At 48.4% G+C, this 24,456-nt stretch carries 23 protein-coding genes; 9 read left to right on the top strand and 14 right to left on the bottom strand.

Going from position 1 to position 24,456, the window contains the following annotated elements:
• Positions 1 to 55 precede the first annotated feature (55 nt).
• Positions 56 to 934 carry a LysR family transcriptional regulator gene (locus B3G15_RS07170; protein ID WP_290719430.1) on the bottom strand — a complete coding sequence of 293 codons (879 nt, stop codon included), beginning with the start codon at positions 932 to 934 and terminating at the stop codon, positions 56 to 58.
• A gap of 121 nt (positions 935 to 1,055) precedes the next feature.
• Between B3G15_RS07170 and B3G15_RS07165 the strand changes: the two genes are divergently transcribed.
• Entirely contained in the window at positions 1,056 to 1,841 is a 786-nt protein-coding gene (locus B3G15_RS07165; RefSeq protein ID WP_029342884.1) for a 3-hydroxybutyrate dehydrogenase, read from the top strand.
• Between the two features lie 109 nt (positions 1,842 to 1,950).
• Here B3G15_RS07165 and B3G15_RS07160 read toward each other — a convergent pair whose 3' ends face one another.
• Positions 1,951 to 2,445: a YajQ family cyclic di-GMP-binding protein gene (locus B3G15_RS07160; protein WP_023469671.1), complete on the bottom strand. Its 495-nt coding sequence runs from the start codon at positions 2,443 to 2,445 to the stop codon at positions 1,951 to 1,953.
• Between the two features lie 111 nt (positions 2,446 to 2,556).
• On the opposite strand from B3G15_RS07160, the gene pulA reads away from it, so the two are divergent.
• Together pulA and B3G15_RS07150 are read left to right on the top strand one after the other, a co-directional pair.
• Complete coding sequence (gene pulA, locus B3G15_RS07155; RefSeq protein ID WP_290719427.1) at positions 2,557 to 4,563, top strand: type I pullulanase; 2,007 nt, start codon at positions 2,557 to 2,559, stop codon at positions 4,561 to 4,563.
• A 180-nt stretch (positions 4,564 to 4,743) separates the two neighbouring features.
• Complete coding sequence (locus tag B3G15_RS07150) at positions 4,744 to 5,226, top strand: site-2 protease family protein (protein WP_290719425.1); 483 nt, start codon at positions 4,744 to 4,746, stop codon at positions 5,224 to 5,226.
• A gap of 46 nt (positions 5,227 to 5,272) precedes the next feature.
• On the opposite strand, the gene B3G15_RS07145 is transcribed toward B3G15_RS07150, so the two are convergent.
• Positions 5,273 to 5,446: a YycC family protein gene (locus tag B3G15_RS07145; RefSeq protein WP_214806186.1), complete on the bottom strand. Its 174-nt coding sequence runs from the start codon at positions 5,444 to 5,446 to the stop codon at positions 5,273 to 5,275.
• A gap of 114 nt (positions 5,447 to 5,560) precedes the next feature.
• Here B3G15_RS07145 and B3G15_RS07140 point away from each other — a divergent pair, with 114 nt between their 5' ends.
• The 3 genes from B3G15_RS07140 to B3G15_RS07130 all read left to right on the top strand — a co-directional run bounded on the left by B3G15_RS07140 (position 5,561) and on the right by B3G15_RS07130 (position 9,723).
• Positions 5,561 to 6,355: a hypothetical protein gene (locus tag B3G15_RS07140; protein WP_290719422.1), complete on the top strand. Its 795-nt coding sequence runs from the start codon at positions 5,561 to 5,563 to the stop codon at positions 6,353 to 6,355.
• A gap of 69 nt (positions 6,356 to 6,424) precedes the next feature.
• Positions 6,425 to 8,515 carry an MMPL family transporter gene (locus tag B3G15_RS07135; protein WP_058265685.1) on the top strand — a complete coding sequence of 697 codons (2,091 nt, stop codon included), beginning with the start codon at positions 6,425 to 6,427 and terminating at the stop codon, positions 8,513 to 8,515.
• Between the two features lie 92 nt (positions 8,516 to 8,607).
• On the top strand, positions 8,608 to 9,723 hold the full coding sequence (locus B3G15_RS07130) for an NADH-dependent flavin oxidoreductase (protein ID WP_023469665.1): 1,116 nt from the start codon (positions 8,608 to 8,610) through the stop codon (positions 9,721 to 9,723).
• A gap of 414 nt (positions 9,724 to 10,137) precedes the next feature.
• Here the strand turns inward: B3G15_RS07130 and B3G15_RS07125 are convergent, their stop codons facing one another.
• From B3G15_RS07125 to B3G15_RS07090, 8 genes are all read right to left on the bottom strand, one after another.
• A complete protein-coding gene (locus B3G15_RS07125; RefSeq protein WP_050678452.1) occupies positions 10,138 to 10,704 on the bottom strand; it encodes a 3'-5' exonuclease in 567 nt (188 codons plus the stop codon).
• Between the two features lie 108 nt (positions 10,705 to 10,812).
• The gene (locus B3G15_RS07120; RefSeq protein ID WP_290719419.1) at positions 10,813 to 12,201 is read right to left on the bottom strand and encodes an MATE family efflux transporter; all 1,389 of its coding nucleotides are present in this window, start codon (positions 12,199 to 12,201) and stop codon (positions 10,813 to 10,815) included.
• Between the two features lie 150 nt (positions 12,202 to 12,351).
• Positions 12,352 to 13,425, bottom strand: a complete 1,074-nt coding sequence (locus B3G15_RS07115; protein ID WP_133208400.1) for a site-2 protease family protein — start codon at positions 13,423 to 13,425, stop codon at positions 12,352 to 12,354.
• 67 nt (positions 13,426 to 13,492) lie between these two features.
• Complete coding sequence (locus tag B3G15_RS07110) at positions 13,493 to 14,761, bottom strand: sensor histidine kinase (RefSeq protein WP_290719416.1); 1,269 nt, start codon at positions 14,759 to 14,761, stop codon at positions 13,493 to 13,495.
• Positions 14,758 to 15,441 (bottom strand): response regulator transcription factor, encoded by a 684-nt coding sequence (locus B3G15_RS07105; protein ID WP_290719414.1) that lies wholly within the window; start codon positions 15,439 to 15,441, stop codon positions 14,758 to 14,760. The genes B3G15_RS07110 and B3G15_RS07105 overlap by 4 nt, the downstream gene beginning before the upstream one ends.
• A 19-nt stretch (positions 15,442 to 15,460) precedes the next feature.
• Positions 15,461 to 16,345 (bottom strand): hypothetical protein, encoded by an 885-nt coding sequence (locus B3G15_RS07100; protein ID WP_290719412.1) that lies wholly within the window; start codon positions 16,343 to 16,345, stop codon positions 15,461 to 15,463.
• A gap of 97 nt (positions 16,346 to 16,442) precedes the next feature.
• A complete protein-coding gene (locus tag B3G15_RS07095; RefSeq protein ID WP_035395634.1) occupies positions 16,443 to 16,994 on the bottom strand; it encodes a maltose acetyltransferase domain-containing protein in 552 nt (183 codons plus the stop codon).
• A gap of 339 nt (positions 16,995 to 17,333) precedes the next feature.
• A complete protein-coding gene (locus B3G15_RS07090) occupies positions 17,334 to 18,218 on the bottom strand; it encodes an SDR family oxidoreductase (RefSeq protein ID WP_029342871.1) in 885 nt (294 codons plus the stop codon).
• A gap of 131 nt (positions 18,219 to 18,349) precedes the next feature.
• Between B3G15_RS07090 and B3G15_RS07085 the strand changes: the two genes are divergently transcribed.
• On the top strand, positions 18,350 to 18,832 hold the full coding sequence (locus tag B3G15_RS07085; protein ID WP_290719408.1) for a VOC family protein: 483 nt from the start codon (positions 18,350 to 18,352) through the stop codon (positions 18,830 to 18,832).
• Positions 18,833 to 19,042: 210 nt separating this feature from the next.
• Here the strand turns inward: B3G15_RS07085 and B3G15_RS07080 are convergent, their stop codons facing one another.
• Entirely contained in the window at positions 19,043 to 20,392 is a 1,350-nt protein-coding gene (locus B3G15_RS07080) for an FAD-dependent oxidoreductase (RefSeq protein WP_035395637.1), read from the bottom strand.
• Between the two features lie 411 nt (positions 20,393 to 20,803).
• On the opposite strand from B3G15_RS07080, the gene B3G15_RS07075 reads away from it, so the two are divergent.
• Both B3G15_RS07075 and B3G15_RS07070 read left to right on the top strand, forming a co-directional pair.
• A complete protein-coding gene (locus tag B3G15_RS07075; protein ID WP_064300662.1) occupies positions 20,804 to 21,421 on the top strand; it encodes a YitT family protein in 618 nt (205 codons plus the stop codon).
• Between the two features lie 98 nt (positions 21,422 to 21,519).
• On the top strand, positions 21,520 to 22,086 hold the full coding sequence (locus tag B3G15_RS07070) for a GNAT family N-acetyltransferase (RefSeq protein ID WP_290719404.1): 567 nt from the start codon (positions 21,520 to 21,522) through the stop codon (positions 22,084 to 22,086).
• A gap of 71 nt (positions 22,087 to 22,157) precedes the next feature.
• On the opposite strand, the gene B3G15_RS07065 is transcribed toward B3G15_RS07070, so the two are convergent.
• Positions 22,158 to 23,534, bottom strand: coding sequence for a hypothetical protein (locus B3G15_RS07065; protein WP_290719402.1), 1,377 nt, complete (start codon positions 23,532 to 23,534; stop codon positions 22,158 to 22,160).
• A complete protein-coding gene (locus tag B3G15_RS07060; protein ID WP_029342865.1) occupies positions 23,531 to 24,448 on the bottom strand; it encodes an FTR1 family iron permease in 918 nt (305 codons plus the stop codon). The genes B3G15_RS07065 and B3G15_RS07060 overlap by 4 nt, the downstream gene beginning before the upstream one ends.
• Positions 24,449 to 24,456 lie beyond the last annotated feature (8 nt).

The following is a 24,456-nucleotide window of genomic DNA, read 5'->3' as shown; positions in this document are numbered from 1 at the left end:
ATCGTAAAGGAAGAAATACCATGCTACAAATACATGGTTTTTATGAAAGGTATGCTTATTTGGAATACATATCGCTAACGAATTGAATCCACTTCCGCGTCACATACGATTGGTAGCGACCGGTCGGAACGGCGATTCCTAAGTGCCACGGGACACGTGTTTCAAGCGGAATCGTTTTGACGCCACGAATCGAAAAGCGATCCGCGATCGAACGCGGAAGGACGGTCACGGCATTTCCTTCTGCGACAAGTAAACATAAGAAGTCCCACTGCGAGCTCACCCGAGACACGTTAGGCATAAATCCGGCATCTTGGCAGGCGTTCAAGACAACATCGTGTAGCGAGAACGTTTCGTTGAACAAGACGAACGGCATGTCGGAAACTTCTTCTAACGCAATCATCGACCGATCAGCGAGTGGATGATCACTCGGTAAGAATAAATGGAGTTCTTCTTCAATGAAGGGGTGTGTCGTTAAATGCTCATCCGAAGGCAGCACCGTTGCGATCAAATCGACTTCACCGGCGACGACCGCTTTTTCTAACGCATGTCCACCGGCTTCGATTAATTCGATTTGAATCATCGGATACATCTCTTCGAAGCGACGCAGTAGACCCGGGAAAAACAGCGAACCAATTAGTGGGGGTACGCCGAGACGAATCGTTCCCTTCGTCAGATGCATGACATCATAGAGATGAGAAGGCAGATCAGATAACTGTCGCAGAATCTTTTCACCTTCAATCAATAAGGTCTCGCCGGCATCCGTCAGGACGATTTGTCGTTTGCTCCGGTCGAACAAATCCACTTCAAGTTCTTCTTCTAAGTGACGGACCATTTTACTAAGCGTCGGTTGCGTGACGTGGAGATGTTCAGCGGCACGAGTGAAGCTTTTGAAGCGTGCCACTTCCGTAAAGTATTCCAGTTGGCGGAAATCCATCAGTATTCTCCTATTCTTTTGAGTTATAGATGTCATAACAAGTATTCATTTTTATTATTCTTTCAATCAGCGTACAGTAAAGAGACCGAACACGTAAAGATAAAGAAAGAAGGAATCCATCATGATGAAACAACTCGAAGGAAAAGTCGCGTTAATTACAGGAGCAGCAAGCGGAATCGGTCTTGAGATCGCTGAAGAATTCGCTCAAGAAGGTGCGAAGGTCGTCATCGTCGATCTTCAGGAAGAAGCTGCAAAACGCTCTGCTGAAACACTTCGTGAAAAAGGCTTCGATGCGTTTGCCGTCGCAGGTGACGTGACGAATGAAGAGGCAATCAAATCAAGTATCGAACAGACTGTCGCACACTACGGAACGATTGATATCGTCATCAACAACGCGGGAATGCAACACGTCTCACCAATCGAAGAGTTCTCGACTGAGAAATTCGACTTGCTTCAAAGCATCATGCTTCGTGCACCATTCCTTTATACGAAATATGTCTTCCCGATCATGAAAAAACAAGGCTCTGGACGAATCTTGAACATGTCATCGATCAACGGATTGATTGGTTTTGCAGGGAAAGCTGCTTATAACAGTGCGAAACACGGCGTCATCGGTTTAACGAAAGTCGCAGCATTAGAAGGAGCAACTTCAGGTATCACGGTCAACGCGATTTGCCCAGGATATGTCGATACACCACTCGTCCAAAACCAATTGTCTTCGCTCGCTGAAACACGGAATGTACCACTCGAACGTGTATTAGAAGAAGTCATCTACCCACTTGTCCCGCAACAACGGTTACTCCAAGTCAAAGAAATCGCGGATTACGCTATTTTCCTTGCAAGTGACAAAGCAGCAGGTGTCACGGGTCAAGCTGTCGTTCTCGATGGTGGTTACACAGCGCAATAAGCAACACTATAAATGAAGGGAGGTGCTTCTTGGATACGATCCAGAAAGCACCTCCCTTTTTTGTTTGATGGACTGAACAAGAACGTTCAGCCGATTTGACGCGAGTAGATTAACGGAAGTTAATGAATTGAACGTCGACCGATAACGGAAGCTCACGAACGATTTGCATGACTTGTTGCAAGTCGTCACGTGATTTACCTGTGACGCGGATTTGATCATCTTGGATCTGTGTCTTCACTTTTAATTTCGATTCCTTGACGGCATTGTTGATCTTTTTCGCATCGTCACGATCAATCCCGCTCTTAAGGATGACGCGTTGGCGAACCGTATTGCCAGCAGCCTGTTCGACTTTTTCGTACTGCAGGTTTTTGGTCGGGACTTCGCGCTTGATCAATTTTGCTGTTAAGACATCTTTGACTTGATCGAGTTTGAAATCGTCATCTGAAATTAGAATCAAATCCTCTTTTTCGAGCTTCATGTCGCTCTTTGAACCTTTGAAGTCGAAGCGGTTCGTGATTTCCTTCAGTGCGATCTGAACTGCATTCTTGACTTCCTCGATGTTGATTTGTGACACGATATCAAATGAATTATCTTTTGCTGCCATGTTAATCTCCCCTTTCATTCCACTCTCTATTTTAGAGAGGAATACCGGAAGCGTCCACTGCTTTGAAATTTTGTTATAATAAAAACCATGAAATGAAAGGGGTGCTTAGCTTTGAAACAAACAGCAGACATGTTGACGCTCACACCGCAAGAACTGGATGAGCGATTTGCCTATAGTGGAAATGATTTAGGAGCGACCTTCTCAGAGACAGCAATTCGCGTGCGCTTGTGGGCGCCGACGGCAGAACGTGTCGTGATTCGTCTCTACAAGACACTACGCGCACGAAAAGTCGAAGAGGTCGAGATGGTGGCAGGCGAACGGGGAACGTACGTCGTTGAACTCGATCGAGCGGCATATGAAGGTTATTTCTATACGTTTCAAGCGAGCATCAACGGACAAAAGGTCGAGGCGGTCGATCCGTATGCGAAAGCCGTCGGAACGAACGGGAAACGCGGTGCGTTGATTGACCCGACAAGTGTGACACCCGAACGATGGATCGAAGAACGCCCACTGTTCCATTCTTCGCAAGACGCAGTTGTGTATGAATTACATGTACGCGATGCAACGAGTCATCCGGCTAGTGGTGTCGTCGCACGTGGTACGTTCGCTGGGCTGACGGAAGCAGGGACACGGACACCAAATGGCGGATTAACAGGACTTGATTATTTAGCGAATCTCGGTGTGACACATGTCCAGTTGCTGCCGATCTATGATTTTGGCTCAGTCAATGAGACAGCGCCGAACGACCCGGATAACTATAACTGGGGGTATGACCCGGTGAACTACTTTGCGCCGGAAGGTTCATACTCGTCGAATCCAGATGATCCACGAACGCGGATCCTTGAGTTAAAGCAATTAGTACAAGCGTTACATGACCGCGGGATTCGTGTCATCATGGACGTCGTCTTCAATCATACGTATGATGCAGCAACGGTTCCGCTCGGTCAATTCGTTCCTGGCTACTTCTATCGTCAAGAGGCGGATGGTAGCTTGTCAAACGGTAGTTTCTGTGGGAATGATACCGCATCTGAACGTCTGATGATGCGGAAGTTCATTCTCGATTGTGTGACGTACTGGGCGAAAGAGTACCATCTGGATGGTTTCCGATTCGATTTGATGGGACTGCATGATGTCGAGACGATGAATCAGGTACGTCATGCACTTGATCGGATCGATCCATCGATTCTGATCATCGGTGAAGGCTGGGATCTCGATACGCCACTTGATCCGGAAGAAAAAGCGAACTATTTCAACGCACCGAAGATGCCAGGAATCGCTCATTTCAATAACGGTTTACGGGACGGGGTCAAAGGCGACGTCCAAACGCCGGAAGACCGCGGTTTCATCAGTGGCGCATTCGACCGGACGAGTGAAGTCAAACGGGGAATCGCCGGCAACGTCTCTTCGCAAGGATTTGCTGATGAGCCGAATCAGGTCGTCTCGTATGTCGAAGCTCACGATGATTTGACGATTTGGGATAAATTAACGGTGTCTCGCCCAGAGGATACGGAAGAGACTCGTCGGAAACGGCAAATGCTCGCGAATGCGATCATCTTGACGGGACAAGGGATTCCGTTCCTTCATGCCGGACAAGAGTTTTTCCGGACGAAGGACGGTATTCGTGACAGCTTCAATGCCGGAGAGGTCGTCAATCGTCTCGATTATGAACGGGCAGAAACAGAGCGTCCGGCCGTCGAGTACGTCAAAGGATTGATTGCCCTTCGTCGTCAGTATCCGATGTTCCGTCTCGCAAACGCAGCGATGATCAAAAAACATCTGCGTTTCCTTGAAGAAGGGGAAGGTGTCATTGCCTTTGAACTGAAGCGCACCTATGAAGGATACGTCGAACGGCAGCGTGTCTATCATAATGCGACGGAAGAGGATATCACGATTGAATTGCCAAACGGTGAATTCGAGGTGTTAGTGGAGTCGGGTGCCGTTAAGTTGCACGCACCACGACTGCACGAAGAGAAACAGTTAGTCGTTCCAGCATTGACGACGACGGTCATCGCCGAACGAAAAGCGGACTACAAGAAGTATGCGGTGGCAGGTGGTGCAGCATTGACGATTATCGGATTGTTGTACGCAGCGAACAAACGTCGTAAGAAAACCGATTAAATCAAGAAGGACGGAGCGCAAGATGGCTTCGTCCTTTTTTACGTGGATGACAGTCCGATGTCAGTCTGTCATGCAATTGACTTGCGAAAATCATCGAAACATTGTTTGAAGATACATCTTTCGGGAAAATTCATATGTAGTATTTAAGATGTTGTTTTGAAGTGAGAGGGTGTACGTTGTATGTTCGGTTTCGGTGATTTATGGAAATTCTTTTTATCGTTCTTTTTGCTGCTGCCTGTCGTGACATTGATTCATGAGATGGGGCATTACTTTTTCGCCCGATTATTCGGTGGAAACATGGAAATCAATATTGGTTCAGGCAAATCATTGCTTCGTGTTGGTCCGATTCGACTGAATCGTGTTTATTTTTGGGATGGATGGTGTCAGTATGAGGCACTACGTCACGAAACGAAGTTTGCTAATATCATGGTCTACGCTGGTGGATCGATCGCGAACTTAGTGAGTATCTTAGTCGTAAATAGTCTCATTTATGCCGGTGTGTTCGAGGCATCGATCTTTACGTATCAATTTGCGTATTTCTCGTTTTATTTCGTCTTTTTCTCACTCTTCCCGATCGATCATCCAAACGGTTATCCGAGTGATGGGAAAGCAATCATCAATGTCTTCCGTTACGGTAAATCAGACTATCATCCACAATCTTAAGCGAAGATTAAAGCCTCCTTCCATCATTGGAAAAGAGGCTTTTTACTCAAGATTCCGATTCGCTAGACGAATCAGATTCCGTTTTCGTTTGTTCCTGCTCGAGTTCGACGAGCTTTTGAATCAAGATATGGCGCGGCATATGCATCAGTTGTTCAAGTGGTACGTTCAGACGTTTTGCGAGTTCGACAGCCGTCTCTGCTGATAATTGTAAAGGTTTCATGGTGTTCGTCCTCCTTTTCCATGAAGTTAGTATAACAGGAGGTGCAAGTCGAGCGCATCAATAGTAGCGAGAAACTGAGAAGGTTGATACCGTATGAAGTAGGAAGTGATGCATATGTATAAACCTGCTGCAGAGCTGTTACTCCATGAATCCGTCTCACTGTTCGATCGAATCGGGGAGGATTTGCTTCTTTTTCGAGATCGCCACGGATTTATGAAATGTGATGCGGATTTAAGACCACTATGGGAAACAGCATGTGCGTATGTTCCATTCTCCTGGTACATTGAGCCAGGCGGTGGGCGATTGTTCATCGTATTTGAAGAGTCAGCTTATTTTGGTTTATTGGATTTAGAGCAAGGGCATTTAGAGTATATCAAGCGACCCGCTGCTTTTTCCGAAGCGTGGTTCAGTAATTTATTCTTGTGGCAAGACGATGAGATCTTCCTATATACGGCAGAAACGGATGTTGTCTGCGTGAACGTTCAAACAGGGGACTGGCGGTACTCAAACTATGAAGAGGCACCGTTGTTCGGACGCTTGATTGAGCGAGGATATGATACACGTTTGACGTTCGAACGTTTCATCGCACCTACGACGATCATCTCCTATGATGATCTAAAAGAACGGTATGTGATTTGGGACGCTGCGACGAATCAGGAATCGATCATTCCTTTTTCAGATTACGCGGAGTATTCGCTCGTTGATCACCGGCACCAATTGTTTTCGATCACCGATTCATCTCGTTTTTACTTGTATGAGAAGAGTCAGCTGAAATATAAGTTCGAGGGATGTCATTCCTCCGTTTTACTCAAAAGTGTGTTACTCGATGAAGAGGCGCGACGTCTTGCGATCGTATCGACATCGGCGACATTCGGCAACACATGGGTTCAAATTTTTCAAAAGACGTAATGAAACATCCTTTTCGCTTTTCGGCAAGAAGGATGTTTTTTGTACGTTTATACAGAAAGGGGACGCATCATGCAACGGCTTGGTCATCTGATGAGTACGTATTTTCGAGGAGTGTTGATTGTTTGGGCAATCCTGCTCGTCGTGCTTGGATATTTCGCTTATCAACTACCCGATCGGCTAGAAGGAAACGGATTTACGCGTGACGGTGATTTTCAACGCGTCGAGACAGTACTCGATCAAGACTTCGGTCAGGATCCGCATACGATCATCGTTCTATTTGAAAATCAAGAGAATCTACAACAAACGATGGTGGAACATGTCGAGCGCTTCCGTGATATCAAAGGTGTCGGGAACGTCACTGGTCCTGTTGAAAATCCGCGAGCGATTCGGGACGATAAGGGATACGTGACGGTCGGGGTACCGACACTTGATGCGAAATGGGCAGCTGCGGTCACACGTCAACTGGATGATACCGGAACGATTCGACTAACGGGTGAACCAGTCGTCGTCGATGATTTGAATACAGCGTCGAAAAATGATCTCATCCGGGCTGAGTTGATTGGAATTCCAGCAGCGTTGATCGTCTTGCTACTCGTTTTCGGTACTCCGGTTGCCGCCATCCTACCGTTGATCATGGGACTCGTCACTTTTGTCTTTGGTGCCGGTGTTCTTTATTTTGTCGCCGGACAACAAGAGTTATCGATCTTCGTCTTGAATGCGGTCGCGATGATTTCGCTGGCGCTCGGAATTGATTTTTCGCTGTTATACGTCAATCGATTTCGCGAAGAACGGCAGGACGGACAAGATATTCGGAAGGCGGCGATCCGTTCGGTCGAGACGGCAGGGCGTTCAATTTTATTTTCCGGAATCTGTGTATTCGTCGGACTTGCCGGGCTATTGCTGATTGATGTGGATGTCTTCCGCGCTGTTGCGATCGGGACGCTCGTTTCGGTCCTAGGGGCAGTCGTCAGTGCATTAACGTTACTACCGGCACTATTGATCGTTTTCGGGAAGGTGTTAGAGAAAGGACGACTCTTCCGGCAGCGAGCAGGTCGTAGTGAAGATCGTTGGCGTCGCCTCGCTCGTTTCGTCATGAAGCGCCCGGTCGCAGTCACGATTTTGTCCTTATTGCTGTTGTTACCTTGTTTATTGCCGTTACGTGATTTGACGTTGAACATTCCGCAAGCGACCGCTTTACCGGAATCGTATCCGTCGCGTCTCGCCTTTGAGTCGTGGGAAAAAACATTCGGAAACGATGGAACGGACGCCGTCCTCATTTTATCTGCTGATGCTTCCTCAGAGGTGGGACGAGAAAAAATCGAAGACGTGACGATTCGACTCGAGTCGGATCCCGATGTACGTTCCGTCGTATCCGCCGCAACGATTGCCGAACAGCAACAAGTGCCGCTCGAGCAGTTAGTCGCTGTTCCGGCCGGGCGCGAAGCTTTGACGGCATTTCTATCAGAGAACGACCAAGCACGAATTGATGTTAACTTAAAAGGAGATCCCGGCGATGCTGCTTCGCAAGACTGGGTGCGAAAGATGCAAGCGGACGGTTATCTTGTCGGGGGACCGGCAGCCTTCAATCAGGAAATTTATGATGCCATTGAATCGAAACTCCCACTGGCAGTCGGTGTCGTCGTCTTGGCAACATTCATCATTCTGCTGATTGCGTTCCGGTCCATCTTGATCCCAATCAAGGCGATTTTGATGAATTTGCTTAGTCTAGGAGCGACATTCGGATTACTCGTCATCTTGTTCGAGTCCGGCGCAGTTCTTCCGCAGGAGACGATCGGCATTCTGACACCGGTCTTCATCTTCTCACTCGTCTTTGGTTTATCGATGGATTATGAAGTGTTCCTCGTCTCGCGAATGGAAGAATATTATGACGAGACAGGCGATAACGATTACGCGACCGAGATGGGGCTTGCGAAGACGAGTAAAATCATTACGTCTGCTGCCTTGATCATGATCGTCGTCACTGGAGCGTTTGCCTTCACGGGCGTCAGTCCAATTAAACAACTTGGCGTCGGTATCGCGCTTGCGATATTTATTGATGCTACGATCGTCCGGATGTTACTCGTCCCCGCACTGATGAAACTATTTGGTCACTGGAACTGGTGGTGGCCGGGTGGTCGTCGTAAAGCGATCCGCAAGTGACACATCACGTAAGCACATCAGTAGCTATTCAGAGGAAGACGAGCGTATACTGTCGATATTCAATTCAAGAAATTAGAGGAGGCACTTCACTCATGGCAACTCAAGCAATGTTTGAACCATTTACATTACCAAACGGTGTGACGCTGAAAAACCGCGTCTTGATGGCACCGATGACGAACTATGCGGCACAAGAGAACGGCGAAGTATCGGATGCGGAACTCGCGTACTATGCAGAACGTTCAGGTGGCGTCAGTGCGGTCATTACAGCATGTGCGAACGTCACAGCAGACGGTCAAGGATTCCCGAATGAGTTCGGTGCGCATCGTGACGATCTCGTTCCAAGTCTGAAGCGACTCGCAAAAACGATTCAAGATAAAGGCGCAAAAGCGATCTTACAAATCTTCCACGCTGGTCGTATGGCACCACCAGAACTCGTCGGTGGGCAAACAGTCAGTGCAAGTGCTGTCGCACCCGTACGTGAAGGGGCAATGACACCTCGTGCGCTAGAGGCGGAAGAAGTTGAAGCAATCATTGAAGCATTCGGTCAGGCGACACGTCGTGCGATGGAAGCTGGATTTGACGGTGTTGAGATTCATGGTGCGAACACGTACTTGATCCAACAATTCTTCTCACCACACTCAAACCGTCGTGAAGATAAATGGGGCGGCAGTTTAGAAAAACGTCTCGCCTTCCCATTAGCAGTCGTAGATGCAGTCGAGGCCGTCGCGAAACAGGATCCTTCGTTCATCGTTGGATACCGTTTCTCTCCAGAAGAGATCGAAAATCCAGGAATCACACTCGATGATACGATGCGACTGGTCGATGAGCTGGCGAAAAAAGACCTCGATTACTTGCACGTTTCCGTGATGGACTTCTTCGCAGGTTCAATTCGTGACGAAAATGCAACGACATCACCAATCACGCTCGTCCAAGAACGTGTTGGCGAACAAGTACCTGTCATCGGTGTTGGATCGCTGCACACAGCGGACGAAGTCGAACAAGGTTTGGCTGTCGTTCCAATGATCGCCCTCGGTCGTGAACTGATCATGGAACCGAAATGGGTTGAGAAAGTCGAAGCGGGTGACCTTGCGTCAATCCGGACAGAACTTGATCCAGAAGCACAAGCAGAACTCGTCGTTCCAGATGCATTATGGGCAGGCATCACAAGTCGTCCAGGCTGGTTCCCGATCAAACAAACAAGCAAATAATAGAACAGCATCAAAAAGCACTCTAGATTTCGTGTCTAGAGTGCTTTGAGACTGAAGGTAAAGTGCAATTTTTCTCTAACGAGAAGGATTGCGCTTTTTTGTTCGTCTCGCATCGTTTTCCTGGAACAAGCATCGCGCCGCTTCGCTGCAGGGTCGCTCTTGCTTGTTTTTCCCTAGGAAGCGATGTCGAGTGAACAAAACGCTTCTCGGATCCTTCTTCTAGATAAAAAAGAATAACGCGTTACACGCCACTCCTACAGGAAAAAGCGCATTTATGCGCTGTCAGAGACAAACGAGACCCGTTTTCTGCTCGAATAGAGCGGGAAAACTGGCTTGTGTCTCGCCTGAGGAAAGGGCGTGAAAAGATGCGTCATTTTTTGGAGTCAGCCCTGTTGTCTACAATTTTTTTGTTTATTAATAGGCAACCTGTCCCATCCGAACGCCACAAAACGTATGCAAGGTGACCGGATCCTGTAGATTCGTTCGTTCCAACATATCGTTTAAGAGCAAGGCACAGACGTAGGCATCCTCTTTCGCGTCATGGTGCTGGAAAGAGACGCTGAGGAATTCAGCCATCGTATTCAATCGATGATTCGGCAACCACGGATACAGTTTTCGGGATAACTTGACCGTGCAGCCGTAGGTGAAAGCGGGCATCTGGTACATATCGTATTTTTGAATCGCTTTCTGGAGCGCCCCCATATCAAATGATGCATTGTGGGCAACGACCAGTTGAGCACCTGCGATTAAATCGTATAAGCCATGTGCTTCCATCGCTTCAGGTAACGTCGGTGCATCGAAGACATCACTCGGACGAATTCCATGGACCCGGATGTTTCCGGCATCGAAGTTCTCTTCTGGATTGATTAAGACCTGTTTACTCTCCGTGACGCGACCGTTGGAAAGAACGGACCAACCAAACGCACAAATGCTTCGGCTATTCCGATTTGCCGTTTCAAAGTCAATCGCTAATGTATACATGCAGCAGGCTCCTTTCTGTCATTCACTAGTAACAGAATACATGTTCGTATTATAGAAGTCCATTAAAAAAGACCATCTGCAAGGCAGACGATCTTAGATCCATTCCAGTCACTTCGCGGTGGCGACTTTTTGTTCCTCTGCGACGTACTCCTCCGGTTTAAATAATAGAACGCGATCTTTATAGGCGAAGACAAGGGCCGTCAAGACAGCCATCGCATCAGCGATCGGGAAAGCGAACCAGACACCATTGACACCGAAGAACAGGGGCAAAATCAGAACGAGTGGAATCGTGTATAACGTTTGGCGTGACAAGGACAAGAATAAAGCGACTTTTGCTTTGGCGAGCGATTGATACATCCCGTTGACAATCATTTGAATCCCGTAGACGAACGATAGAGCGAATAAGATGCGCATCGCACTCGAGCCTTCCTGCAGCAGTGCGGCTTCTTCCGTGAACAAGCCGACCCAAAAACGGGGGAACAGTTGAATCAGTAACCACAAGCTGATTGATAACGATAAGCCGTAACGGATTGCGAGCTTGATGGCAAGCGACATCCGGCTAAATTGCCGAGAACCGAAATTATACCCAACGATCGGTTGCATCCCTTGTACGATCCCCATGATTGGCATACCGACAAGCGCCATAAACTTATTGATGACCGCAAACGTCGCTAGTTCTGTCGTACCCCCGTACCGGACGAGCATGTGGTTGACGGTGATGAACAAAATCGATTGGGAGACTTGCATGATGAAAGACGATGATCCGATTTGCATCATCCGAAACGTTAAACGGAAATCGGGTTTGAAAGCATGTCGATCGAGTGTTAACCCCGTTTGCCGACGTTTCGTAAAGAAGAATCGGAAAACAAGTGCAGCACCGACGATTTGCGCAACGACTGTCCCGAGTGCAGCACCTTGGATGCCCCAATCAAGACCAAAGATGAACAGAGGTGTCAGGACGATGTTGATGGCAACCGTCGTCAGCATGACGCGCATCTGATAGTTCGCGCGTCCTTCTGCGCGTAACATGGCACTCGACGCCATCGTCAACATGAAGAAAGGAGATCCGATCAAGAGGACGCGTAAGAAATCGATGCTATACGGCATGATTTCATCTGTCGCTCCAAAGAGACGAAGTAACGGTTCGACGAAGATGAAAGCACTGATGATGGCGAGCATACTGATGAAGAAAACCGCTATCAAGACGTTCGCATAAGCACGACTGGCACCATCCGTCTGTTTTTGACCAAGCCGTTGTGACGCAATCGCAGCCCCCCCGATCCCAATCGAGTTGGCGATTGCCATCAACACGAGCTGGACGGGGAAAGCGATTCCGACAGCGGCAACGGCAGCCGTACCGATGCCTTGAGCGACGAAAATCGTATCGACGATATTATAGAGTGCCGTGACGAGCATCCCGACCATTGCCGGCAAGGAGAGACTAAGTAAGAGCTGGTTGACAGGTGCTTCACCCAAACGGGCAGTGTTTTTATTCATGGAAGGAGAGCCTCCTTTTTTAGACAAGTGGTAAGTAGGGTTTTACTCAGAGTAGTCGCTTCTATGAAGAGATGCAAGAAATCACTCTAGTCAATGTGTTCGTTCCATGAAAAAAGGATGCGCCATGAAGCGCATCCGATGGAACTCGTTTTAAGATGGTGTAGGCAAGTACCCTTTCGAGTACTCGAAAGCAATGAATAAAATGGCACCGAGCGCCAAGTAAGCGAGTAAGGTGATCGTTTGTTGTTTTTTCGGCATCTGGTGATACTGGACCGACTCTTCAGCGAGTCGGAGCGGTTCGATCCGCTGATCGATTCGTCGCAACAACGCATCGTAGTCGTTCGCAGCATCATATTGATACCGTAACAGATCGTCCGCTTCCTGACGTGCCTCTTCTGGACTCGCTTGTCGCAAATCTTGTAAATCGAGACGAAGCGACCAAGCAATCGGATCGTACGTACTTTCGACCGTTTGTTCTTCCTCCACTTCCGGTGCAAGAGCGACTTCAGCGTTTACGCGTTCCTGCTCCGCCTTTGCGCGTAAGACGCGTTCGCGTGCAGCACGGTATAACATCAAGGTCGATCGGTTCGCCTCATACTGTTTCGCGAATTTATACCGTTTCCAGACAGCACTGCCGCCGAAGAAAGCAATCAAGAGCAGAATCAGGCTGAAATTCGTGATGCCGTAAGCAATCAAGGCAGCAAGACCAGCGACCCAAACGATGATCGGAAGTCCCGCAAGAATCCGTCCACCGTCAAGCGGACTGACAGGGAGTAGATTGAAGAGATTCAACAAGGCTCCGAGATGGAAGATGACGAGCCAGAAGTCATTTCCGGTCACAGCATATCCAATTGCAAGCGGAATCAGGGACACGAGACCCGCGAGTGGTCCACCGTACGCAAGAATCGCTTCTTGTTTTGGAGTCCGGAACGTATCTTTGATCCCGATGACGGCTCCCATGAACGGTACGAAAATCGCGGGACCCGTTTTAAAACCGAGTCGTTTCGCAGCGAGTAGATGTCCCATCTCATGAATGAATAGGAGATAAAGTAATCCGACCCCGAACCAGACACCGAATACTTGAGCGTAAAAGAGAAGCGAAACTCCGAACGAAATCAGAGTGCCTCCAAACTTCGAAAATTTCAATAAGGCAAGGATGACCTTTCCTTTCGTTAAGAGAAAGGCGCCGGCAACAGCAAGTCCACCCCAACGTTTTTTAGCCATCGTGAAATTCCTTCTTTCATCATGTGACGTTCTTCCTTAAGTGTACGACACAAATGTAGAAAAAGTTTCATTTAGACTGCTCGGGAATCAGATAGAAACAACTGCCATCTGGTTGACGGGCTTCACTACCGACCTGAAAATGGTGTGTCGTCGCTAGAGCTGCAGCAATCGACAATCCGAGTCCACTTCCTGAACGATCGCGTGCTGCATCAAGTCGGTAAAACCGGTCAAATAACCGGGTACGTTCTTCGTTCGTTAGAGATGTTCCTCGATCAAGAACAGCGAGTCGCTCCTTGCGCAGATGCAATTCAGGAGAAGTGGCATATTTCAGGGCATTATCGATATAAATCGTCAAGATGCGTAGCACCGCTTCGCGATTCGCCAGAATCGTTCCAGAGGCATCAACAGGGATGATCGTCCCTGTCGCGTGATACATCCGATCAGCGAGTTCGCTCCCAAGCTCGGCTAAGTCAATCTCTTCGACAGACGTTTCTTCATAACCGAGACGAGACAGTTCGAGCATGGGCTCGATCAAGGTCGTCCGCATCGCATGCGTCTCCTGTAAGATATTTTCAATCGATTCATCGAGGACGTCCGGCTTCGTTTTGCCCCATCGCTTCAATAATTGCGCATACCCTTCGATGACGGTCAGCGGTGTCTTCATCTCATGCGAGACATCGGCGACGAACTGCCGTTGTTGTTCCATCGTCTGATCGACACGCCCAATCATCTGATTGAAGACGCGACCGAGGCGACCGATCTCATCATCACGTTCGGTCTGCACGGTCTCAAGCGTTCCAGAAGACGAGATCCGTTGCATCGTATCATTCAGTTGCCTGAGCGGGCGAAGCGTCTGATATGCAATCCAGAAGCTACTGATGAACGCGATGACGATTCCGACGACCAACACGATGGTGAAGGTCAAGATGAGTGTCGAGACCGTATCATCGACGCTTTCATCTTCGAATAAATAGGCTTGATCCTGATAGACGATACCGAACCAATCGCCAGACTTGAAAGGTTCGTTCGAGCGCGGGATACCGGGTAGGTCACTTGCTTGTACGTCTCCGTTAACGGTAGACGAGTCGTCATCTTCATCATTTGAAATGACCCATCGTCCATCTTCGTTCGATAAGACGACGGAATCTTCATGAAGCGTCAGTAATGCCCGGACCGATGAATCATCCTCCATCAATTCCTCTGCCTGTTCAAGCTGCGTATAACGGGATTCAATCAAATGATTGCGGACGACGAAGGTCACGACGATGAACGAAAGCAGTAATAAAAGTGTCGTAAAGGCGGTGACGGATAAAGCGAGTTTCGTTCGAAGCTTCATGGCGTCGCCTCCCGTAGCACATACCCCACCCCACGAACGGTCTGGATCAAAGCAGGAGGGTGGGCATCGACTTTTTTCCGAAGATAACGGATGTAGACGTCGACGATATTCGTCTCGCCGAAGTAATCGTACCCCCATACGCGATTTAGGATTTGTTCGCGTGTCAGGACATGTTCCTTGTTTTCCAGTAAATACGTCAGGAGTTCGAATTCACGTGGTGTCAAATCGAGTCGCAATTCATCGCGAAATGCTTCGTGTCGATCAAGGTCGAGTACAAGATCGGCGAACTGTAACATGCGCGATGCGTTATTCGTTGAAGCCGGAGTGCGGAGTAACGCCCGGATCCGGGCAAGGAGTTCCTCCATCTCGAACGGTTTCGTCACATAATCATTCGCACCAAGATCGAGCCCTGCGACTTTATCGTAAACTTCTCCACGTGCCGTTAGCATAATGACGGGGACATGAATGCCTTTTCCACGGAGCCTGCGCAACACCTCGAAGCCGCTCAGCTCCGGCATCATCACGTCGAGTAAGACGAGATCAACCGAATGCTCAGCGGCAGCGAGACCATCTTTTCCGTTAGAGGCGACACGTGTCGCGTACCCGGCATATTGGAGTTCGAGTTCAAGGAGGCGTGCGATTTTCGCATCGTCCTCAACGATTAAGATGGTGGTTGGCATAAACATCCTCCTTTAATGATCATTCATCGATTTCTGTCACTTCGTCTGACGCGTTTAACTCAAGTTTGACGGAACCGCCGACTCGGATGTCATCATCTTGTTCCATGTTTGATGCACGAGAGTACGATTTTTGCGTACCATTCTGTTCGATGATGATTTCTTGATTCGTTATTTTAGCGAGCGTGCCGCGGACTTCTTGTTCCCGTGCATCGTCACGGTCTTCGTCGCGTGTAGCATTACGATCCTCGTCGTCGTCTTCCCGATCAAGCTCACGGACTTGACCATCTGCATTCAATTCGATTTTCACGATATCCCCAGATTTCGCAGCGTCGCGTTCCGCACGATCCGCAATCGCGTAGACCGTCTCTTGTCCATCTTGTTCGAGTGTCAATTCACTTTGTGATAGGGCACGAAGGATGCCGTACCGTTCATTCGCATCATCCGATGAATCATCTGAGCGATTGCCATCGTCCTCTCGGTCATTCCGATCATCTTGATCTTCTCGCTCAAGTTCCGTGATTTGCTGATTTGCATTCAGATCGATTTTGACCCAATCGCCTTCTTGCACGGCTTCGCGTTCGACTGACGAAGCGAAATCAAACGTACGAGATTCACCGTTGACATCGATCGTCATTGAACGATCCGATAGTTTCTGTAATGTGCCTTCGAGTTCCTGATCGTCACGCATCGAAGCTGGAAGATTTTGTTCGACTTGGCGCGAAGCAGCTTCGACTTTTTGCTCTGCCTGCTGTGAAGTGGTGACCGTCGAGTTGACGAGCGAGTGTCCTGGACCTGTGAAGAGGAGAAACGCTCCGGCTCCTGTTAAGACTGTACCCGTTACGGCAAGTGTAGCGATTCCTTTTTTGAAACGTTTATTCCCTTTATCTGTTCGTTTTTCAGTCATGTTGATGTCCTCCTTTAGTAGTGGCTGTTGTTCTTATACATAGAATAACCAGACCATGTGAAAGGAAGCTGAGGAACAGATTAGAATTTGATGAGAATTAGATTGTTTTGATGACTCGGGCTGGATTTCCACCGACGACGCTGTTTGCCGGTACATCCTTGACGACGACACTACCTGAGGCGATGACAGCATTATCTCCGATTGTCACACCGGGATTGATGACCGCGCGTCCACCGATCCAGACGTTATTCCCGATGACGACCGGTTTCCCGAATTCATAACCGCTGTTGCGCTCGACAGGATCGAGTGGATGGGTCGCAGTATAGATATGTACTCCTGGAGCAAGCATGCAGTTGTCACCAATCGTGATCGGACAAATATCGAGCAAGACACAGTCGTAGTTGGCATAAAAGCGAGCCCCTAACGTAATGTTGTAGCCATAGTCACATTTAAAGGTCGGTTCAATGTAAAAGTCGGCTTGCTCCGTCTGGAATAATTGTTGAAGAAGTGCCTTCCGTTTAGTCCCATCATGAACACTCAATTGATTGAACTCATAACAGAGCGATTGTGCTCGGATACGGTCAGCTACGAGTTCCGGATCTTGTGCTAAGTAGAGTTCCCCTTGAATCATCTTTTCTTTTTCAGTCATCTGATTCACTCCTTCATCGTTAATACTTTCATTAGACTAAATGGTACCCGGTGATGCAACTGATATCCCGTTAAGATATACGTAAATGGGGCTGACTCAAAAAAGAGTGACTAGTCTTTTCACGCCCTTTCTTCAGGCGAGACACAACAGCTTTCCTGCTTTCTTCAGCAGGAAAGCGGGTCTTGTTTGTCTCTGACAGCGCAAAAATGCGCTTTTTCCTGTAGGAGTCGCGTGTAACGAGCACTTCTTTTTTTACGAGAAAAGGGTGGCAGATTATCATTCTGCCACCCTGGTCTTTGTAGAAACTGACTTTTGAGTCATTCCCGTCAAATGCAATTCTTATGCTAATTCGATTCCGCCTGTGACACCATAGATTTGCGCTGTAACATAGCTCGCAGCGTCTGAAGCGAGGAAGACATACACATCCGACAGTTCGACCGGTTGACCACTGCGTTTCAGTGGTGTTTCCTGTCCGAACTCTGGAATGTTCTCGCTTGGCTGACCGCCCGAGATTTGAAGCGGTGTCCAAATCGGACCAGGTGCGACGGAGTTGACACGGATTCCTTTTGGTGCGACTTGTTTAGCGAGTCCGCGCGTGAACCCGTTGATGGCAAACTTCGTCGATGCATAATCCAAGAGGTTCGCGCTTGGGTTGTATCCTTGAACGGATGTCGTCGTGATGATCGAAGCCCCTTCTTTTAAGAGTGGCAAGGCTGCTTTGACGACCCAGAAGAGGGAGAAGACATTGATTTCGTATGTCTTACGTAATTGCTCCGTTGACAGGTCGAGAATATCTTCGACGGCTTGTTGTTTACCTGCAACAAGCGCCAAAATGTCGAGTCCACCGAGCGATTCGTGTGCTTCTTTGACGAGTTGTCCACAGAACGCTTCATCACTTAAATCACCAGGTAAGAGATATGCTTTTTGTCCCGCTGCTTCAACGAGTGCTTTAACCTCTTCCGCATCCTGTTGTTCTTCCGGTAAGTAGTTGAGCACGATGTCAGCTCCTTCACGAGCGTAAGCAATGGCTGCTGCTCGGCCGATGCCGGAGTCGCCACCCGTAATCAGTGCTTTTTTGCCGATCAATTTGCCAGAGCCTTTATAACTCTCTTCTCCACAATCGGGAACAGGTTCCATTTTTGCTTGAACCGCTGGTGCGTCCTGATATTGTTTTGGGAAATCGTCATTGAAGTATTGGGTTAACGGATTTTTCGATGCAGCCATGTAAACATTCCTCCTGAAAGTTGGTTTTGGTATAGGGTGTATGTTCCCTCAACAGGTCGGATTAAACGTTTCTGATGGTAGTAAATTTGGAAATTGATGGTTTACACTAGAAAAAGAGGAGTGTGAAGAAGATGATTGCTGGATTGTATGAAGCTCATTTACCGGTCAAGGAACTCGAACGATCGATTGCCTTTTATGAAAAATTGGGTCTTGCATGTGCGTTCCAAAATGAACGCGTCGCTTCCTTTTGGATTGAGCAAGGTAAGAGTTGGTTGGGGCTATGGAAAGCTGGTCAAGCTGAGTTACCGTATCATCCGTCGATTCGACATGTTGCGTTTCGGATGGAGCAAGAAAATATCGATAAAGCACAGGACTGGTTAAAGGAGAGGGGCATTACCGTTCGATCTGCGTTTGGTGTAGCGGTAGCCGATCAACCGCTTGTTCTCGATAACCATCCACATGCGCACGCGGCGATCTACTTCGAGGATCCGGATGGCAATTCGCTCGAATTGATTGCACCGTTACGCTTTGACATGAAAACGGTGAATGGCACAATGCCGTATCAGGACTGGCAGCATCTATTTGAGACTGAATCGGAGAAAAAGACGACATAACTGGGGGTTTCATTCGAAATCGCTTCCTAGGAAAAAACAAGCAGGAGCGATCCTGCAGTGAAGCGAAGCGGCGCGATGCTTGTCCCAGGAAAACGATTCGAGACGAACAAAAAAGCGCAATCCTTCTCGTTAGAGAAAAATTGCGCTTTGTCTTCAGTCTAAAACAAGCAACGGTGATCCGTTGCTTGTTTGATTTATCGTGTAATGCGCTTAGACACGAGCGGATTGACGCTCATTCATTGCTTGCAGAGCTGCTTGGTTCAGCAAGTTCCATGGTTTGTTGTAGTGCGGTTGGAAGAAGAAGTCGACGAAAGCGAGCTCTTCAAGTGTCATATCGTTTTGAATGGCGACCGACAGTGTGTTCATCGCTTGTGTCAAATCCACTTTTGAGATGATTTGTGCACCGACGACACGATGGGTTGCTGTCTCGAAGACGAGCTTCAATTGGACGTCTTCTGCTGTTGGCATGAACTCTGGGCGATACGCATCTGTGACTGTCGTGCTACTCACTTCAAGTCCGAACAAGGGTGCCGCTTCTTCTGTCAAACCAGTCGACGCGATGTTCAAATCATATAGGCGAAGACCTGATGTGCCTTGTGTTCCTTGGTAACGAATCTTTGGTGCGCGTAAGTTTTTACCGATTAATGTTCCCATCCGGACAGCATTCGTTGCGAGTGGAATATAGGCATGTGTCCGAGCTGGATTGTAATAGACGGCACAGCTGTCACCAGCAGCAAAGATGTTCGGGTTGCTTGTGCGCATATAATCGTCAACGATGATGGCACCGTTCGGTAGCATGTCGACCTGTCCTTTTAAGAGTTCCGTACTTGGGCGGAAGCCGACACAGAGAATGACGAGATCCGTTTCAAACGTTCCTTTGTCTGTGACGACGTGTGTCACAGCACCGTTTTCCCCTTTGAAGCTTTGGACGGTTTGCCCGAGTTCGAGACGAATGCCACGGTCTGTCAATTCACGTTCGATGACGTCAGTGAATGAGCGGTCGAGGTATTTGTTGAGAATGCGATCCGCACTATCAATGAACGTGACGTCTTTTCCGTATGCTTCAAACGCTTCGACGAGTTCAGCACCGATATACCCTGCACCAACGACTGTGATCCGTTGTGCTTCTGTCGCTTTTTCAATGATTGTTTGAGCATGGTGATAGTTTTTACAGAGCTCGATTTGATTCAACTCGATGCCAGGAAGCATCGGAATGATTGGCCATGATCCTGTCGTCATGATGAGTTTATCGTACGTATCGTAAACGACTTCACCAGTCATGAGGTTTTTCGCAACGATCGTTTGGCGTTCACTATCGATTTCAAGCACATCATGTTTCAGACGCATCTCAGCGCCGAGTTCAGCGAGTTCACTTGGTGATGAGTAGAAAAGTGATTCCGCATGTTTGACGACACCACCGACGTGAAGCGCGATTCCACAAGAGAGAAACGATACATTGTCATTCCGCTCATAAACGGTAATCTCGACGTCTTGTTGCGAAGCGAGTTCTTTGACTGCTGCTGTTCCTGCGTGTGTACATCCGATGACTGCTACTTTCATGGGTAAAGTCTCCTTTGTGTTTTGTTTGTGATGAATATCACATTCATTTGATATACTTAGTGTAATCCTTCACAAGGTTTTTTTCAAGTAGTTTGTTCAACGTTGAGCATAATCTTGTCTAAATTGTGAATGAATGAGCAAGAGTGTTTGGATTATGTGAAGAATGCGTAAAACTGTTTTAGTTACTGAAATTCGGGTTATAATGAAAATAGATTTTTAATGAAGGGGTGGAAACCGATGGATACCGAGAGGACCAATCATCTATTCAGCTTACCTGATTTTTAGCAGTACCGGTCAAAACGAACAAGACGGTAATGGCTTATAAAAATCAGGGAGAGCGAAAATAGATGAATACCCAAACGGGACGTATAAAACCTCTCCCACGATGTAAACGGGAGAGGACAATAAAACATGAAACGAATCGCAACCATCTTAACCGGAACGCTGATCATGGCGTTCGGTTACTACACATTGAATGAACAGTTCGGATTAGCAGAAGGCGGCTTTATCGGATTATCGTTGCTCGGTCGATACTTTTTTGATATCAATCCTTCGATCTCAATGATCGTGCTCGATATTCCATTTTTCATCGGTGCCTTGTACTTCAAAGGGAAACGTTTCGTCAGCGAAGCGTTACTCTCAGCAGGTGCGTTATCAGTCTTTTATGAGATGTGGCACCGACTCGATTTGTTCCACTTTCCAGAACAGGCTTGGCCAGCGACGCTCATCGCAGCGATCGCTAGCGGAATCGTGACCGGATATGGTCTCGGACTTGTTTTGAAAAGTGGAGCGGCAACAGGTGGAGACGATTTGCTATCGATGGGACTCAGCAAACTGACAGGTCTATCGATCGGGACGATCTTGTTCGGACTCGATGCCATCGTGTTAGTCATCTCACTCGTCTATCTGCCGCTCAGCTTAACGTTATATACGTTACTGGCTGTAGCGATCGCTGGACGTGTCGTTGCTGTCATGACACGGGAGCCTGTCATCGTACCGGCACCTGTCGTACAAAAAGTCACGCAGTGAGACAGATGAATGTCTAACAAAATCATGTATCGGATTCGACATCGTCGAGTCCGATTTTTCAGGTTCATGGATTAGAAAAACGAAAGGAGAAGGATGAGATGATTCGACAAGCACATGCTTCTGAAGCGCAACAGATTGCCCCGTTGATTGAGCAGGCGATTCATGAGATTGCTGAGACACTGACGGGAACGACAAAGCGGGAGGAAGTTTTAGAGCGACTCGCGTACTTCGTCGCTGAAACAGGAAATCGACTGAGCCATGAGAACATCCTCGTGAAAATCATCGAGGATGAAGTAGCGGGAATCGTCATTGCGTATGCCGGGACGGATGCGAAACGACTCGACGAACCGATCAAAGCACAACTGAAGCGCTGGACGGGTCAAGACGTCCGGATCGACGTCGAGACGGAAGGACCGGTCTATTACTTGGATACTTTATCGGTTGACGCGCGTCATGGTGGAAAAGGAATTGGAACGGAATTATTGCAGGCAGCAGCGGAAGAAGGGGAAAAGCGAGGACTACAAGCGTTCACCTTAAACGCTGATCAAACGAATGCAGGAGCACAGCGACTGTATCGTCGTCTCGGCTTCGAACCAGTCCGGACGATTGAAATCAGCGGCGGTACCTTTGATTATATGGAACGTCGTTACGATACGCAGCAATGAAAAAACCATATCGATTTCCGCGGTGTTATTCGGGAATCGACATGGTTTTTCGTATGGGTGTAGTCGTGCCGTCAAGGCGTTAATTGATACAGCATCGCTTGCGCGTCTTCTGGTTCGTAGCGGGCATCACTCGTGAAGCGGATGACTTGTTTGACTTTTGGTCGTACGCCTTGAGCGTGAAGGCGCTCGAGCAATCGACCAGTCACGTAACTCTGGTCGGATTTTGGTTCTGCGTTCCATTTACTGATCGATCCGATCGGAACGATCGCGGCATCCGGTCGTTCGGACTGGAATTGGCGAGCTTCCTCGTCGGTAAAGACTGTCGCGCCGATTGGAAGAGTCGCTACGTAACGCGCCAGTTCAATCGTTGCCGGAGGACGCGTTGCTTGCTCGTTTAACGCGAGGCTACCGATCGTCAACTGAATGACTAAAAACGGCAGATACATCTGCAACGGAAGCTGACGGATCAACCAGATGAGTAGCAATAGGACAAGCGGTAAGACATGACGGGGTTTATCGATATTTTGTCCGAGCCAGACCCAAACGAAATAGAGTCCAGCCGTCGCTCCCCAAGCGACATCGACCGCCCAACGTTTTCGTAAAAACAGCATCAGTCCTGACACTAGTCCGATCCACGTGCCATAGCCGATCCCATGCCAGAAGAGTTGCTGAAGTGTTTGAACAAATCGTTGAACGATAGAAGCGTCATCGGTCTGAGCAGAACCACCCCAATCGGAAAAATGACCGCTGACGAAGCGGAGTGATAATTGAAGAAACGAGTAGGGTCCACCGACAGAAAAAGCGACCGGGAGCAACCAAGCAAACTGCGCCAGAACAAGAAGGGCGCACTCGGATAAGAGTTGCCAGTAATCCTTTCGTACCTGCCACAGCAGGACAAGCAACATGAAGCCAAACGGCGCGTAGGACAATCGAGTCGCCATCAGTAAACCGAACAGAAGATACGGAAGCCAGCGACGAATCTGATGCCGTGCGCGTTCGATGCTCCAGCCGTACCAGACGAGTAGTCCGAGGGCGAGCCCATCCGACATCCCTGTCGCAGCGAACGTCACGAGTGAGGCAGTGGAGAGAACGGTAAAGGCAGCGATCAGCCGAGCCGTATCATAGGCATGACGGCGAAAGAGCGAGTAAAGTGGCAAGAGCGCACTTGCTAGTCCTAGTGTAGAGACGAGTCCGAGCGCTTTGACAGGTATCACCAGCGGCAGAAACAGATTGGCAAATAAGATGAAAAAGGGATAACCCGGAAAGTGCGGACGTAAATCAGCCAGATCATAATCGGTCACAGCTAACGTGAAGTTCGCAATATCGTAGCTCGCGATGAAGGGACTGACGTAACTGATCCGTAAACCAATCCAGCCACCGATGAATAGCAACGTGATCCAAAAAAGCGATCGTCCACGCGGACGTGAACGATCGCTTTGGACGGTCAAGAAACCTCCTGTAAGGACTTTGATGACTTCGATGGTTTGTTTTGACGGAGCAACATCCAACCGGCAAAGGCGAAGTAGCCCCACCAAGCGACGACTTGTTCGAGCGAGGGGTTATGGCTGTATCCGAACATCGCACCCATGAACGTTCCGATCTGTCCACTGATCAATGTTGAATTTCCTGTATCACGCAAGTATTGCACCTGATCGATATAGTGCTCCGGCATGAAGCCGACGATATTGTATACAGCAGCTGGTGTGCCGTCAGCATTCATCAAAAGACTACCGAGCAAACCAAGATCTTGGAAGCGTCCAATCGTTTGGACGAGCATGCCGGCTGCGATGAATAGAATGAGTACACCCGTCACTTGGAAGAAGCGTTTGACGGGAATCTTCATAGAGCCGGAAACGAATAAGTATCCGAAAATCAAGGCGAGTAACAGACCGGAAACCGCACCGTAACTCGTCAGTACTTTTTCGATTTCCCCACCTGAGATGGCAGCGAAGAAAAAGACGGTCTCAATTCCTTCTCGAACGATGACGAGGAAGGAGTGGATGATCATCGTGATGGCACTACCCGTCGAGACGGCAGCGGCGACCTTCGCTTGCGAGGCTTTTTGATTTTCTTTCGCTTCCTTTCCCATCCAGAGGACCATGTGTGTCAAGAGCAAGACGGAGACCATCATGATGCCGAGACGGAGATACGTATCGCTTCCGAAGCTCGCAAAACTCGTAAAGACGACTTGGAACAGGAACGCGACACCAAGGCTAGCGAGAAGTGCCAACCCGACACCTGCGTAGACCCACTTTTTATATTGTGGAGCGTTCAATCGATCGAGATAACCTAAGATCAACCCAACGATGAGAACAGCCTCGAGACACTCCCGAAGCGTAATCAAAAACGCTTGAAAATCCATCTGTCTTC

This window comes from Exiguobacterium sp. UBA1053, from assembly GCF_002316465.1.
GTDB lineage: Bacteria > Bacillota > Bacilli > Exiguobacteriales > Exiguobacteriaceae > Exiguobacterium_A > Exiguobacterium_A abrahamii.
The sequence above is the reverse complement of the archived record's forward strand: the minus strand, read 5'-3'. Positions and strand labels throughout refer to the sequence as shown.

Bases quoted from the DNA above. Each gene is read 5' to 3' on its own strand.
- B3G15_RS07170 (WP_290719430.1), bottom strand. From the start codon at position 934: ATGGATTTCCGCCAACTGGAATACTTTACGGAAGTGGCACGCTTCAAA.
- B3G15_RS07090 (WP_029342871.1), bottom strand. From the start codon at position 18,218: ATGGCTGCATCGAAAAATCCGTTAACCCAATACTTCAATGACGATTTC.
- B3G15_RS07150 (WP_290719425.1), top strand. From the start codon at position 4,744: ATGTTCGGTTTCGGTGATTTATGGAAATTCTTTTTATCGTTCTTTTTG.
- B3G15_RS07095 (WP_035395634.1), bottom strand. From the start codon at position 16,994: ATGACTGAAAAAGAAAAGATGATTCAAGGGGAACTCTACTTAGCACAA.
- B3G15_RS07120 (WP_290719419.1), bottom strand. From the start codon at position 12,201: ATGAATAAAAACACTGCCCGTTTGGGTGAAGCACCTGTCAACCAGCTC.
- B3G15_RS07100 (WP_290719412.1), bottom strand. From the start codon at position 16,345: ATGACTGAAAAACGAACAGATAAAGGGAATAAACGTTTCAAAAAAGGA.
- B3G15_RS07075 (WP_064300662.1), top strand. From the start codon at position 20,804: ATGAAACGAATCGCAACCATCTTAACCGGAACGCTGATCATGGCGTTC.
- B3G15_RS07135 (WP_058265685.1), top strand. From the start codon at position 6,425: ATGCAACGGCTTGGTCATCTGATGAGTACGTATTTTCGAGGAGTGTTG.
- B3G15_RS07115 (WP_133208400.1), bottom strand. From the start codon at position 13,425: ATGGCTAAAAAACGTTGGGGTGGACTTGCTGTTGCCGGCGCCTTTCTC.
- B3G15_RS07140 (WP_290719422.1), top strand. From the start codon at position 5,561: ATGTATAAACCTGCTGCAGAGCTGTTACTCCATGAATCCGTCTCACTG.
- B3G15_RS07130 (WP_023469665.1), top strand. From the start codon at position 8,608: ATGGCAACTCAAGCAATGTTTGAACCATTTACATTACCAAACGGTGTG.
- B3G15_RS07160 (WP_023469671.1), bottom strand. From the start codon at position 2,445: ATGGCAGCAAAAGATAATTCATTTGATATCGTGTCACAAATCAACATC.
- B3G15_RS07060 (WP_029342865.1), bottom strand. From the start codon at position 24,448: ATGGATTTTCAAGCGTTTTTGATTACGCTTCGGGAGTGTCTCGAGGCT.
- B3G15_RS07145 (WP_214806186.1), bottom strand. From the start codon at position 5,446: ATGAAACCTTTACAATTATCAGCAGAGACGGCTGTCGAACTCGCAAAA.
- B3G15_RS07085 (WP_290719408.1), top strand. From the start codon at position 18,350: ATGATTGCTGGATTGTATGAAGCTCATTTACCGGTCAAGGAACTCGAA.
- B3G15_RS07070 (WP_290719404.1), top strand. From the start codon at position 21,520: ATGATTCGACAAGCACATGCTTCTGAAGCGCAACAGATTGCCCCGTTG.
- B3G15_RS07105 (WP_290719414.1), bottom strand. From the start codon at position 15,441: ATGCCAACCACCATCTTAATCGTTGAGGACGATGCGAAAATCGCACGC.
- B3G15_RS07165 (WP_029342884.1), top strand. From the start codon at position 1,056: ATGATGAAACAACTCGAAGGAAAAGTCGCGTTAATTACAGGAGCAGCA.
- B3G15_RS07110 (WP_290719416.1), bottom strand. From the start codon at position 14,761: ATGAAGCTTCGAACGAAACTCGCTTTATCCGTCACCGCCTTTACGACA.
- B3G15_RS07080 (WP_035395637.1), bottom strand. From the start codon at position 20,392: ATGAAAGTAGCAGTCATCGGATGTACACACGCAGGAACAGCAGCAGTC.
- B3G15_RS07125 (WP_050678452.1), bottom strand. From the start codon at position 10,704: ATGTATACATTAGCGATTGACTTTGAAACGGCAAATCGGAATAGCCGA.